The organism is Indiicoccus explosivorum, assembly GCF_002167005.1.
Lineage (GTDB): Bacteria > Bacillota > Bacilli > Bacillales_A > Planococcaceae > Indiicoccus > Indiicoccus explosivorum.
The window spans coordinates 1-12037 of the sequence record NZ_NHTN01000061.1 but is presented as its reverse complement, the minus strand read 5'-3'; the positions used below and the strand labels follow the sequence as shown (position 1 = coordinate 12037).

General features: G+C 52.8%; 14 protein-coding genes. 9 read left to right on the top strand and 5 right to left on the bottom strand.

Annotated elements, in window-relative coordinates:
- The first annotated feature begins 33 nt into the window (after window positions 1–33).
- The 3 genes from CCE92_RS14375 to CCE92_RS14365 are packed head-to-tail and all read left to right on the top strand — an operon-like array spanning window position 34 to window position 2981.
- Window positions 34–738: a hypothetical protein gene (locus CCE92_RS14375; protein WP_088009158.1), complete on the top strand. Its 705-nt coding sequence runs from the start codon at window positions 34–36 to the stop codon at window positions 736–738.
- A 15-nt stretch (window positions 739–753) separates the two neighbouring features.
- Complete coding sequence (locus tag CCE92_RS14370) at window positions 754–1878, top strand: mandelate racemase/muconate lactonizing enzyme family protein (protein ID WP_088009156.1); 1125 nt, start codon at window positions 754–756, stop codon at window positions 1876–1878.
- 5 nt (window positions 1879–1883) lie between these two features.
- A complete protein-coding gene (locus tag CCE92_RS14365; RefSeq protein ID WP_088009202.1) occupies window positions 1884–2981 on the top strand; it encodes an amidohydrolase in 1098 nt (365 codons plus the stop codon).
- 78 nt (window positions 2982–3059) lie between these two features.
- Here CCE92_RS14365 and CCE92_RS14360 read toward each other — a convergent pair whose 3' ends face one another.
- Window positions 3060–3299: a hypothetical protein gene (locus CCE92_RS14360; protein WP_088009154.1), complete on the bottom strand. Its 240-nt coding sequence runs from the start codon at window positions 3297–3299 to the stop codon at window positions 3060–3062.
- A gap of 187 nt (window positions 3300–3486) precedes the next feature.
- On the opposite strand from CCE92_RS14360, the gene desA reads away from it, so the two are divergent.
- From desA to yyaC, 5 genes are all read left to right on the top strand, one after another.
- Window positions 3487–4527: a Delta(5) desaturase DesA gene (desA, locus tag CCE92_RS14355; RefSeq protein ID WP_088009152.1), complete on the top strand. Its 1041-nt coding sequence runs from the start codon at window positions 3487–3489 to the stop codon at window positions 4525–4527.
- A gap of 95 nt (window positions 4528–4622) precedes the next feature.
- On the top strand, window positions 4623–5759 hold the full coding sequence (locus tag CCE92_RS14350; protein ID WP_088009151.1) for a sensor histidine kinase: 1137 nt from the start codon (window positions 4623–4625) through the stop codon (window positions 5757–5759).
- Complete coding sequence (locus CCE92_RS14345; RefSeq protein ID WP_088009148.1) at window positions 5756–6361, top strand: response regulator transcription factor; 606 nt, start codon at window positions 5756–5758, stop codon at window positions 6359–6361. Before CCE92_RS14350 ends, CCE92_RS14345 begins: the two co-directional genes overlap by 4 nt.
- Before the next feature lie 133 nt (window positions 6362–6494).
- Complete coding sequence (locus tag CCE92_RS14340) at window positions 6495–6785, top strand: hypothetical protein (protein WP_088009146.1); 291 nt, start codon at window positions 6495–6497, stop codon at window positions 6783–6785.
- A gap of 43 nt (window positions 6786–6828) precedes the next feature.
- Window positions 6829–7440 carry a spore protease YyaC gene (yyaC, locus tag CCE92_RS14335; RefSeq protein WP_088009144.1) on the top strand — a complete coding sequence of 204 codons (612 nt, stop codon included), beginning with the start codon at window positions 6829–6831 and terminating at the stop codon, window positions 7438–7440.
- Here the strand turns inward: yyaC and CCE92_RS14330 are convergent.
- The 4 genes from CCE92_RS14330 to CCE92_RS14315 form a co-directional block, all read right to left on the bottom strand.
- Window positions 7437–8186: an amino acid ABC transporter ATP-binding protein gene (locus CCE92_RS14330; RefSeq protein ID WP_088009142.1), complete on the bottom strand. Its 750-nt coding sequence runs from the start codon at window positions 8184–8186 to the stop codon at window positions 7437–7439. The two genes, yyaC and CCE92_RS14330, sit on opposite strands and share 4 nt — an antisense overlap.
- Before the next feature lie 31 nt (window positions 8187–8217).
- On the bottom strand, window positions 8218–8919 hold the full coding sequence (locus tag CCE92_RS14325) for an amino acid ABC transporter permease (protein WP_175578108.1): 702 nt from the start codon (window positions 8917–8919) through the stop codon (window positions 8218–8220).
- Window positions 8906–9721, bottom strand: a complete 816-nt coding sequence (locus CCE92_RS14320; protein WP_088009138.1) for an amino acid ABC transporter substrate-binding protein — start codon at window positions 9719–9721, stop codon at window positions 8906–8908. The genes CCE92_RS14325 and CCE92_RS14320 overlap by 14 nt, the downstream gene beginning before the upstream one ends.
- Window positions 9722–9862: 141 nt before the next feature.
- Complete coding sequence (locus CCE92_RS14315) at window positions 9863–10225, bottom strand: DUF2188 domain-containing protein (protein WP_088009136.1); 363 nt, start codon at window positions 10223–10225, stop codon at window positions 9863–9865.
- Window positions 10226–10336: 111 nt separating this feature from the next.
- On the opposite strand from CCE92_RS14315, the gene putP reads away from it, so the two are divergent.
- Window positions 10337–11836: a sodium/proline symporter PutP gene (putP, locus tag CCE92_RS14310; RefSeq protein ID WP_088009134.1), complete on the top strand. Its 1500-nt coding sequence runs from the start codon at window positions 10337–10339 to the stop codon at window positions 11834–11836.
- Window positions 11837–12037: the final 201 nt, after the last annotated feature.

Genomic DNA, 12037 nt, shown 5'->3' with positions numbered 1-12037 from the left:
CAGGAAGTATTCTGGCCTTCGGGAGGAATGCGCATGATCAATTTACTGTTTATTGTGCTGTACGCGACCATTATGGGACTTGTCATCGAGATTGCCGTCCTTCTGTTCCGGGCGACGGGGCTTGAGAAGGAAGTGGCCCGTTTCCAAGCCATCTCCATGCTGACCGGCACCGGATACACGACAGATGAATCGGCTCTGGTCATCGATCATCCGATCCGCAGAAGAATCAGCGCCGTGATGATTCTGTTCGGGTACTTTTCCCTCGCGGTCATCATTTCGTCGATTGCGTCCCTTCTGTCGAACGATATGCGGATCGGCGCGCTGTCCGTGGGGATCGCGGTTTTATTCACCATTCTGATCGTATTCAGAAGCAAACGGATGATGAGGGTCCTGCAAAAGCGGTTCGAACATGACATGGATGCCCAGTTCAATCTGGAGGATTGGCCCCTCAAGGAAATCCTGGCGCTTGGAGAGGGGGATGCTGTCATGGTCGTGGATATCGAAGAGGGGTCGAAATACGAAGGATTTCCATGCCGGAAGCTGATCGAGGGGGAAGAGTACATGAATCTGCTGTTTATTGAACGGGGGGATCACGTCGTGCGGAAATCCCTGTGGGAAGAAAAACTGCGGGCAGGTGACAAAGTGATGGTATTCGGCGATGAATCGGCGATCCGGAGAAAATTCGAAGGAGCACTTTCAGAGCACCTGATCAGGCAGAGCAGCGCTATAAATCCTTAGAAAAGGGGCGTTTAGATGAAAATCAAAAAAGCGGTGATCCGATCAGTTGAATTTCCACTGAAGGAGCCTTTCATCATTTCGTATGCGACATACCCGGAAATGCCGGCAGTCATCCTCGAGCTGGAGACCGACACAGGGCTCATAGGTTATGGGGAAGCGGTGCCGGATGAACATGTGACCGGTGAGAGCGCGGCAGCCGCGGCGGCGGTCTTGAAAGATGTGCTTCTGCCGGCGGTCATCGGTATGGATCCGTTCAATATCGAAGCGATCCATCAGAAAATGGATTCAGTCCTGATCCGGAATCCGGCTGCCAAAGCGGCGGTCGACATCGCCTGCTATGATTTGATGGGGAAAGCGGCGGGACAGCCCGTTTATAACCTGATCGGCGGAAAAGCGAAGGAAGCGCTCACTTATCCGAAAGTCCTCAGCATCGAAGAGCCCCGGGTGATGGCCGAAAAAGCGGAACGGGCGCTTGCTGAAGGCTATGTTTCCTTAAAACTGAAAGTCGGCCAAGGCCATCCCCAGCTTGACGTCGAACGGATTGCGGCTGTCCGGCAGGCAGTCGGAAAGGACGTACAGATCCGGGTGGACGTCAATCAAGGCTGGAAATCTCCCGGAATGGCTGCTTCCCTCATCCGGCAGCTCGAACCTCTCGCCATTTCCTGGGTGGAACAGCCGATCCGGATTGGAGACATTGCCGGACTTGCGGAAATCCGGACGAAGACAGCGGTACCGGTCATGGCGGATGAAACGCTCCATTCCATGGATGATCTTCTTGAAATCATCCGGCAGCGGGCGGCTGATGCTGTGAATATCAAACTGATGAAGTGCGGAGGGATTTACCCGGCTGCAGCGATGGCAAAGACGGCAGAAGCGGCCGGCATCACCTGCCAGATCGGTTCGATGGTGGAGTCCTCTGTCGGTTCGGCAGCCGGTTACCACGTGGCGTTGGCGAGGACGAACATCGGCAGCACCGAATTGACCGGACCGCTGCTGTTCACAGAAGAAATCGGGAATCTTCACTATGAACTGCCATTCGTCCGGCTGTCCGGTCAGCCTGGTCTCGGTATTGAAATCGATGAATCCCAGCTTGAAAAGCTGACCGTCGCCCGTATGGAGATCGGAGGTGCAGCAAAGTGAGCGGAATGCTGGAACAGAAACTGAACGCCTGGTTCACCCACTTCCACGAACATCCCGAAGTCAGCTTCAAGGAATGGGACACGACCAAAAAACTGGCATCCATTATGGAGGAATACAACATCCCGTATAGACTGTTCGGCGATGTCCCCGGACTGATTGCGGAAATCGGGCAAGGGGAAGAAGTGATCGCACTCCGGGCGGATATGGATGCGCTTTGGCAGGAAGTGGACGGTGTGTTCCGGGCGAACCATTCCTGCGGTCACGATGCCAACATGACCATGGTGCTTGGCGCTCTCGAGCTTCTTCACCGGGAAACGCTGAACCGGAAAGTGCGGTTCATTTTCCAGCCGGCTGAAGAACAGGGGAACGGCGCGCTGGCCGCTATTGACCGGGGAGCGGCCGATGATGTCATTTATTTGTTCGGCGTGCATCTGCGTCCGCAGGAAGAACTGCCTCTCGGGAAAGTCGCGCCGGCCATCCATCACGGAGCCGGCCTGTTCCTGAAAGGGAAAATCACGGGCGAAGATGCGCACGGAGCGCGTCCCCACCAGGGAAGAAATGCAGTGGATGCCCTGTTCGGCATCCATCAGTTCATCAAGTCCCTTTACTTTTCCCCTTATGAGCCGTATTCCGCAAAGCTGACGAAGCTCCAGGCAGGGGGCGACAGTGTGAACATCATTCCGGGCAGTGCCTCGTTCGCCATCGATATACGGGCGCAGTCCAACGAAGTGCTTGAACAGCTGAAGGATCGGATTGCAGAAGGGCTGGAAGAGACGGGGAAGCTCTATCGCGTGCACGTTTCATTTGCATTCGATGATTACATTCCGGCTGCGGAAGTGAGCGGAGAAGCCGCAGCGCTCGTCCGGGAAGCGATCATCGGGACAATGGGTGAAAAAAGCTTGGCTGATGAAGTGGTTACGCCGGGCGGGGATGACTTCCATTTCTATACCATCCGACATCCCGGCATCAAAGCGGCCATGGTCGGTGTCGGAGCGGATCTCGGACCGGGTCTCCATCATCCGGATATGACCTTCAGTCCTTCCGCTCTTACGGACGGGGCGAAAGTGCTGGCGGAGACAGTGAAACTGGCAGCCAATAAATGATCGGATCATGGATGGATGCCGGCAAAGAGGCATTGGACACATGAAGAAAAGCTCTGAGTCGGCGGACTTCAGAGCTTTTTACTTCAGCAGCAGGTTTTGTTCTTTCTTCACGTCACCGATTTTCATCTGTTCGAGTTCCAGCCGAAGTTTTTCGGTTTCCGTTACATAATTGATCTGCTTCATTTTTTCGAGCTCGATTTCATCCCGGATCCGTTCGTGCTTTATTTTCTCAAGGCTCCTTTTGTGAGCGGTCACAATCGCGACAATCGGGATGGACAACGCCATGACAGCGGGAATCAGCGCAATCAGCCCTTCCATGCAGATGCTCCTTTCTGAATCTTCTGAGTTGGTATTCAGTATACACCTCCAATCCGGAAAGCGAAAGACATGACAAGTGTCATATACCAAAATGACGTTTGCTTCTATCCGAAGACAGCCATCTTCTTTAGAATGGGGGATATACAAGCAGACCGGCGAAATCCATTACCGGCAGAGGAGGAGAACCATGAGCAAAGAGAAAACAATGCAGCTCAGAAAATCCGTATCCCCATTCGAAAAAGCAGATATGCGGGCGAGTGTCCGTCAGATGGTCAACACGCTTGTGCCGTTCATCGCACTTTGGGTATTGGCTTATCTCAGCCTTTCCGTATCCGTCTGGCTCACCGTTGCGCTGGCGGTTGTCAACGCAGGCTTCGTTGTCCGGATGTTCATCATTTTCCATGACTGTACGCACGGATCTTTTTTCAAGAATAAAAAACTGAACGCGGTTGTCGGCACGATCACCGGTATCCTGACATTGTTCCCGTACGAAAAATGGAAACGCGAGCATGCGATCCACCATGCGACGAGCAGCAACCTCGATAAGCGCGGTGTTGGTGATATTTGGGTGATGACGATCGAAGAATACCTGGCAGCTTCAAAGCTGGAGCGCCTGAAATACCGCCTGTACCGCAACCCGCTCGTCATGTTCGGACTCGGACCGCTGTTTCTCGTGCTGATTTCGGGCCGCTTCAACCGGAAGGACGCCCGCAAGAAAGAACGCAATAACACGTATCTGATCAATGCATCGCTTGTCGTCATTTATACATTGCTGATTTTGCTGATCGGCTGGCAGGCATTCCTGCTGATCCAGGGCGTCATGATGTTCACAGCCGGCGCGCTCGGCATTTGGCTGTTCTATATTCAGCACACATTCGAAGATTCGTATTTCGAAGACGAAAGCGAATGGGATTATGTCAAAGCGGCGGTCGAAGGAAGTTCTTATTACCAGCTGCCGAAAGTGCTCCAGTGGGTGACGGGCAACATCGGCTTCCACCACGTGCACCACTTGAGCCCGCGGGTTCCGAACTACAACCTTGAAAAAGCGCACACATCGGTTCCGCCGCTCCAGAAAGCGACGACGATCACGCTGGCGTCGAGCCTCGAGTCGCTGCGTTATAAACTTTACGACGTGAAGAACAAGTCATTCGTCACATTCAAGGATATCCAGGACCAGCTTGGAACGACTCAATCATCCAAGCGTCTGAAATCCGATCTTCAAAAATAACAGCAGCAGTTGAAAAAACCATCCGGCGGATGGTTTTTTCTTTTGCTTGCCAGCAGGTATACTAAAGGAAAACGGCAATCGTGAGGAGGGGTGGCATGCAGAGCTGGTATCAAATATTTCCTAAAAATCCTTGGCTGAGCATATACGCCTGGGTAGCTTTCTGTATTTTGCCCTTTTTTTTCATTTTCCGGAAAGTATCGGCAGTTGAAATCCTGTACGGCTTAGCCATGCTCTTCCTGTTCTTTATGGCCTACCGGCTGTCGTTCTTGCTGGGAGACTGGCGCATCTATTTTTGGGTTAGTGTCGAAATGGTCATCAACGTCGGGATGACGCTAGTGTTCGGTTATGTGTATTTTGCGCTGTTCCTGTCTTTTGTCATCGGGAGGTTCCGCAGCAATTCCGGTTTCTTCATCATGTATGGCATACATGTAGGCACCACTGTGATCGCCATCACTTTCGGGTTCTTCCTGCATTACGAACTTTTCATTTCGCAGCTGCCGTTTTTGGTGGTCTCCGTAATCGGAGTCGTGCTGGTGCCTTTCAATTCCTACAACCGTCAAAAACAGCGGAAGCTGGAAGGTCAGCTCGAAGACGCCAATAAACGGATTTCCGAGCTGGTGGTGATGGAGGAACGCCAGCGGATAGCCCGGGATCTCCATGATACGCTTGGGCAAAAACTGTCACTCATTGGGTTGAAAAGTGACTTGGCCGGAAAACTTGTCGGGAAAAACGATGAGTCGGCGAAAAAGGAACTGGCCGATATTCAGCAGACCGCCCGGACGGCGCTGAAGGAAGTCCGGGAACTGGTATCGGAAATGCGCGGGACGAAGCTGCCGGAAGAATTGGCGCACGTGGAACAGCTTCTGGAAGCCGCGGGCATCCATTTCCTGTTCAAAGGGAACCTGGAAGCCATCCGGATTCCGCTGCTCGTCGAAAATGTGCTCAGCATGTGCCTGAAAGAAGCGGTCAATAACGTCGTGCGGCATAGCGGTGCGGAAACGTGTATCGTATTCATCCGGCAGACCCAAAAGGAGCTGCTGCTCACCATACAGGATGATGGGAGCGGTTTTGAAGAACGGCGGGCTGTGCTCCGGGGAAACGGTATTTCCGGTATGAAAGAGAGGCTCGATTTTATTAACGGCAGTCTGGAAATTGAGTCCGTCAGCGGCACGGTCCTCAAAATCCGGGTGCCGAGTGTAATTCTGCATACGGCTGAGGAGGGGACGGCATGATCCGGATCGTAATCGCGGAAGATCAGCGGCTGATGCTCGGGGCGCTCGGGACGCTTCTGGGCATGGAAGAGGATATGGAAGTGGTCGGGCAGGCACGCAACGGGGAAGAGGCGGTAGCGCTTGTAGAGGAGAAGAAACCCGACATCTGTATCATGGATATTGAAATGCCGATCATGAGCGGTCTTGATGCGGCAGAAGCGATGAAGGAATGGCCGGTGAAAGTGATCATCCTGACCACATTCGCGCGGCCGGGATATTTTGAACGGGCCCGGAAAGCGGGTGTCGGCGGGTACTTGCTGAAAGACAGTCCGAGCGATGAACTGGCGAGTTCAATCCGTGCGGTGATGGACGGCCGGCGTGCTTACGCGCCTGAACTGATCGATCTCGCGTACAGCAGCACCGATAATCCGCTGACGGACCGGGAGAGCCAGGTACTGGAACTGATCGCGGAAGGAAAGAATACGAAAGAGATCGCGGAAGAACTGTATTTGACGACCGGGACCGTCCGGAATTACATTTCCACGATATTGGATAAGCTGGATGTCGGGAACCGGATCGAGGCGATTTCCCGGTTCAAGGAAAAAGGGTGGTTCAAGAAGTGACACCCGCACAACAGGACGACGGTCTGCCGGATGGCAGGCTTTTTCTTTTTGCTGCGGTTTTCACCCAGGTTTATTGACAGAGAGGTCAAGGGTATAACAAAAGCATAGAGACAATCGAGCTGGAGGTGTCGGTGTGGCGACGGAACGTGTGAAAGTCGGTTATGTAGAGCTGACGGAAGAAGAGACCGAACGCCTGCTGAAAGAAGTCAGAGGCGATAAGAACATTAGAGATCTTGATGAACTTCAGGAACTGATGGATAAGTATGATTCCAGGCTGCTGGAACCCCAGGAAGGGGACGTGCCGCCTGAAAAACTGGCGGGCGAGGAAACGCCGGGTATTCCCGGATTAAAAGAAGAAATGATTGAAATTTTTCCGAAGCGTGAAGAAGGGAAGCATTACCGGATCAAATCATCCAAAAAGTAGTGACCCGCGATGGGGATAAAGGGATGGAAGGCAGGTGAAAGCGATGCGCGTCCACATGGAAGAAGAGAATGCGATGCGTCTCATGAAAGAGCAATTCAAGGAGATATTCCGGCATGAGCGCGAAATTGTCTTTGTCTGTATCGGGACCGATCGGTCGACCGGCGATGCGTACGGACCATTTGTCGGGTTGGAACTGAAGAAAATGAAGAAGCTTTGGAAAAGAGAAGACATCCACGTTTATGGCTGTCTGCACGAACCTGTCCATGCGCTCAACTTCCATGAGGTGCTTGCAGAAATCAAGGGAAATCATCCGGACGCCCTGCTTGTTGCAGTCGACTCCTGCCTTTGCAGCATCGGAAGCGTTGAAACGATCTGCATAGAAAACAAGCCGCTGAAACCGGGTGCGTTCAATGCGGAACTTCCGGAGACCGGTGACTGGCGGATTTTGGGCAACGTCAATGTGAGCGGATATATGGAACATATGGTGCTGGGCAGTACGAGGCTGTCACTTGTCCTGAGAATGGCGGAAAAACCGCCCAGGCGATTTCACTGGCGTTTTTCCAGCTGGAAAAGGAAAAGAAGTCAGAAGTGCAGGCAGTATAAAACCCGCCCCATCAGAAGATGGAGCGGGTTTTTCGAGTGTGCGCAGACTTAAAGGACATCCGTGTTCTGGATCAGATTCAAAAAGCGCTGAGTCCGTTCCTGTGACGGCCGTGTAAATACGTCCTCTGGTTTGCCGCGTTCGATGACATGTCCGCCATCCATGAAAATCACTTCATCCGCGACTTCCCGGGCAAAGCGCATCTCGTGCGTGACCACGACCATCGTCATTCCTTCAGAAGCGAGGTCCTTCATGACTTGGAGCACTTCGCCGACAAGTTCCGGATCGAGTGCGGAAGTCGGCTCATCGAACAGCATCACTTTCGGGTCGAGCGCAAGCGCCCGGGCGATCCCGACCCGCTGCTGCTGGCCGCCTGAAAGCTGGAAGGGATACTCATGCAGCTTTTCACCAAGGCCGACTTTCGTCAGCAGCGCCTCCGCCCGTTCCCGGGCTTTTTGTTTCGGCACTTTCTGGACGGTCACTGGCCCCTCCATGACATTTTCAAGAGCTGTCATATGAGGGAATAAATTATAGTGCTGGAATACCATCGCCGACTGCTTTCGGAAAGAGGCGATCTCCCGTTTGGATAGCGGTCTTGAAAAATCCACGGTCTGATCGCCGATCTTTACGGAACCGGCAGAAGGCGCTTCAAGGATATTCAGGCAGCGGAGGAACGTCGTCTTGCCGGAGCCGGATGGGCCGATGACAACCACCGTTCCGCCCTGCTGGACATCAAGGTCGATCCCTTTCAGCACTTCAAGGTCACCGAATCGTTTATGGAGATTACGGACTGAAATCATCAAATTCCCCCGTTTACTTAATGGGTTATGGTCATCTGGATACATAGCGGTCAAACCGGTTCTCCAGCCGTCCCTGTACGAGCGACAGCAGGAAACAGAGGATCCAGTAAATGACCGCCGCTTCCATATAGAGAAGCAAAAATTCATACGTCCGCGCCGCGATTTCCTGTGCCCGTCTGAACATCTCAGTGACGAGGATCAGGGATGCGAGAGACGTATCCTTCACCAGACTGATGAATGTATTCGACAGCGGCGGCACCGAGACGCGCGCAGCTTGCGGCAAGATGATCCGCTTGAGAGACTGACTGTAGGACATGCCGATCGTATCCGCTGCTTCCCACTGGCCTTTCGGGATGGAAAGGATGGCCGCCCGGATCACTTCCGATGCGTAAGCGCCGACATTCAAGGAAAATCCGATGACAGCTGCCGGGAACGGATCGATTTCGATCTCCAGCGTCGGAAGTCCATAAAACAGGATGAACAGCTGGACGATGAGCGGTGTCCCGCGGATGGCGGATACATAGATGCGTGCGATGATCTGGAGCGGTTTGACCGTCGAAATCCGGGCAAGTGCTGTGAGCACCGCAAGCGCAAGACCGAAGGCGAACGAAATCAGCGTGAGCGGAATCGTATATAAAATGACTCCCTCCAGCAAAGGCAGGAGGGAGGATTGAGCGATATCGATCAGGCGTTCCGCTCGTTCAGGATCTGTAAACAGACTACTCAAGAACATTCTCGCCAAACCATTTCGTCGAAATTTCTTCATATGTGCCATCTTCGATCATGGCGGCCAGCGCTTCATTCACCGCTTCGACCAATTCTTCGTTGCCTTGCCGGAACATGAGCCCGCTCTGCGAAGCATCTTCGTGGATCGCGGCGATCTGGATTTCCGCATCCGGCCGCTGGTTCAGGTAGTCGAGAACCGCGATGCGGTCATTGACAAGCGCATCCACCCGGCCAGAGTTCAGCAGTTCGACCGACTGGCTGAATCCTTCCACGCCTTCGATTTCAGCGCCATAGCTTTTTGCGATTTCTGCAAAATTACTAGTCAGGGACTGGGCCGTCGTCTTGCCTTCCAAGTCTTCGAATTCCGTGATTTCCGTATCGTCCGCGCGTGTCACGAGGACAGCTGCAGAAGTGATATACGGATCGGAAAAGTCATATTTCTCCAGCCGGTCCTCACGGATACCGACCTGGTTCGCAATCATATCGAACCTTTCTGCATTAAGTCCTGCGAACATGGCATCCCACTGGGTTTCCATGAATTCCGCTTCCACGCCGAGACGCTCTGCGACTTCCCGTGCGATTTCCACGTCAAAACCGGTCAGCTCGCCCGAATCATCATGGAATGTGAACGGCGGGTAAGTGCCTTCTGTGCCGATCCGCAGCACGCCTTCTTCTTCGATGGCTGCAAGAAGGTTTTCTTCTTCTGCGCCGCCTTCAGCCGGTTCGGCCGCTTCTTCTTCCGCACCGCAGGCTGCAAGGAACAAGACTGCGCCGAGCAGCAGGGCGAATAAAACACTAAAATTTTTCATGCCTTTTATCTCCTTTAATTCCTATAGTTTTTGTTGGCATTAGCCATTTTATCTTATTCCTGTTTATGGCGTCAAAAAATTAAGAGCGCAAGCAGAAAAAGAAAACGCTTTCCCGTGCGAGGAAAGCGCAAATGCCGCAAATTATTCATAAAGTGTATCTTCGAGCGTGCCGTCGCCCTTATAAATATGAAGTTCCCCATTATTCTTCGTCACATAGCGCTTTGCTTCACCGAGAAGATCTTCCTTTGTCTCTTCAATTAAAATGGCTCTGTCACTGCCTTTCTTCTTCAGCTGCCATCCGTCATCATGGCTCCGGATTTCATAAACGGGCTGGTCATCCTGTTTCTTGATGTAATCCTTGGCGTTATCCAGCGCGATCGGAATGGCCCGGTCCTCATCGTACCCATCCCGGAGAAGGGCATTCCCGATTTCGATCGCTTTATTCCGTACATCCTCATTCAGATTTTTGAATGAATCGGGGTAATCGTTCTTACTCCATGGCATACTAATCTCCTCCTTAACAAAGGCTTTTCCCCGAGAAATTCGCTTTAAAACAACATTTGTCACCAATTTGACACAAGTATGTGTTAAGCTAACATGGAAGGGGGAGAAAATATGTCAGAATACACGTATCAGATCATTGCTTTAATCATTTATTTTGCTGCAATGCTCTACATAGGCTGGTATGCCTACAAGAAAACCTCCGATCTGTCAGACTACATGCTGGGCGGTCGAGGTCTTGGACCCGCTGTAGCCGCACTCAGTGCCGGTGCATCGGATATGTCCGGATGGCTCTTGATGGGCTTGCCGGGCGCTATCTACGTCGGAGGGCTCGTCGAGGTATGGATTGCCATCGGTTTGGTCATCGGTGCCTACTTGAATTGGCTTTTTGTCGCGCCGCGCCTCCGCGTCTACTCAAATGTCTCCGAGGATTCCATTACGATTCCGAGCTTCCTGGAGAACCGTCTCCGTGACCGTTCCCGGCTGATCCGCATCGTGTCCGGAATCATCATCTTGATTTTCTTCACATTCTACGTATCATCGGGAATGGTGGCAGGCGGCGTATTCTTCCAGGAATCGTTCGGTCTCGGCTACCATTTGGGGCTGATCATCATTTCTGCGGTTGTTGTCGCTTATACCTTATTCGGCGGATTCCTGGCCGTCAGTTACACCGACTTCGTCCAAGGGACGATCATGTTCCTTGCCCTGCTCGCAGTGCCGATTGTCGGACTCATTGTGACCGGCGGATTCGGCGGAATCACTGGGGAAGTCAATGAAATCAATCCAGAGCTTCTTGAACTCTTCCCAGCAAGCGTGACAGCGATCGGAATCATTTCCGCAGCTGCCTGGGGACTCGGCTATTTCGGCCAGCCGCATATCATCGTGCGCTTCATGGCGATCAAGACATTGAAGGAAGTCAAGACAGCGCGGGGCATCGGCATGGGGTGGATGATCCTTTGTCTCTTAGGGGCAATCGGGACAGCACTCGCCGGTATTGCATTCTTTAAGCAGAACCCTGAGAATGTGCTGACCGATCCGGAAGCGGTGTTTCTCGGCATGGGGCAGCTGCTGTTCCATCCGTTGATCGCCGGGTTCATCCTGTCGGCGATTCTTGCGGCGATCATGAGCACCATCTCTTCACAGCTGCTCGTATCGTCCTCGGCTCTTGTTGAAGATTTGTACAAAATCGTCTTCAAAAAGGAATCATCGGACGCTCAGTACGTCAATTTAGGGCGCCTCGCGGTCCTTCTCGTTTCCATCATCGCGGCAATCTTGGCATGGAGCCAGAATGCCACGATTCTGGATCTGGTCGCATACGCTTGGGCAGGTTTCGGTGCGGCGTTCGGGCCGATCATCCTGCTGGCGCTGTTCTGGCGCAAACTGACGAATTGGGGTGCGCTGACGGGCATGATTATCGGTGCGGCGACCGTCATCATCTGGGAAGGGATCGATACAACTTTCACAGACAGCATTTACGAAATCATTCCTGGATTTATCCTGTGTTTACTGGCCGCTTGGCTTGTCAGCCTGGCTACGTATAAACCGAATCCTGAAATCGAAAGGGAATTCGACGAAACAATGCAGCAGCTTCATGCAGAAAAACAGCATGCATAACAGAAAAACCGCAGCCGGCCGGCTGCGGTTTTTAGTTCAATGCGGCGTTTTCTCAGCGCGCCATGAGACGGCTGATCCGGAGCAGGAGTTCTTCCGCAGTGAACGGCTTGAGAAGATGATCATCCGCTCCATATTCCAGTGCCTTGCCGATATCTTCCCCGGTATTCTTATCCGAAAGCATGGAGATGAAGATGTGGCCGT

Excerpts from the sequence above, each read along its gene's own strand:
- CCE92_RS14365 (WP_088009202.1), top strand. The coding sequence starts at position 1,884 with ATGCTGGAACAGAAACTGAACGCCTGGTTCACCCACTTCCACGAACAT.
- CCE92_RS14345 (WP_088009148.1), top strand. The coding sequence starts at position 5,756 with ATGATCCGGATCGTAATCGCGGAAGATCAGCGGCTGATGCTCGGGGCG.
- CCE92_RS14315 (WP_088009136.1), bottom strand. The coding sequence starts at position 10,225 with ATGCCATGGAGTAAGAACGATTACCCCGATTCATTCAAAAATCTGAAT.
- yyaC (WP_088009144.1), top strand. The coding sequence starts at position 6,829 with ATGCGCGTCCACATGGAAGAAGAGAATGCGATGCGTCTCATGAAAGAG.
- CCE92_RS14360 (WP_088009154.1), bottom strand. The coding sequence starts at position 3,299 with ATGGAAGGGCTGATTGCGCTGATTCCCGCTGTCATGGCGTTGTCCATC.
- CCE92_RS14325 (WP_175578108.1), bottom strand. The coding sequence starts at position 8,919 with ATGTTCTTGAGTAGTCTGTTTACAGATCCTGAACGAGCGGAACGCCTG.
- CCE92_RS14375 (WP_088009158.1), top strand. The coding sequence starts at position 34 with ATGATCAATTTACTGTTTATTGTGCTGTACGCGACCATTATGGGACTT.
- CCE92_RS14320 (WP_088009138.1), bottom strand. The coding sequence starts at position 9,721 with ATGAAAAATTTTAGTGTTTTATTCGCCCTGCTGCTCGGCGCAGTCTTG.
- desA (WP_088009152.1), top strand. The coding sequence starts at position 3,487 with ATGAGCAAAGAGAAAACAATGCAGCTCAGAAAATCCGTATCCCCATTC.
- CCE92_RS14330 (WP_088009142.1), bottom strand. The coding sequence starts at position 8,186 with ATGATTTCAGTCCGTAATCTCCATAAACGATTCGGTGACCTTGAAGTG.
- putP (WP_088009134.1), top strand. The coding sequence starts at position 10,337 with ATGTCAGAATACACGTATCAGATCATTGCTTTAATCATTTATTTTGCT.
- CCE92_RS14350 (WP_088009151.1), top strand. The coding sequence starts at position 4,623 with ATGCAGAGCTGGTATCAAATATTTCCTAAAAATCCTTGGCTGAGCATA.
- CCE92_RS14370 (WP_088009156.1), top strand. The coding sequence starts at position 754 with ATGAAAATCAAAAAAGCGGTGATCCGATCAGTTGAATTTCCACTGAAG.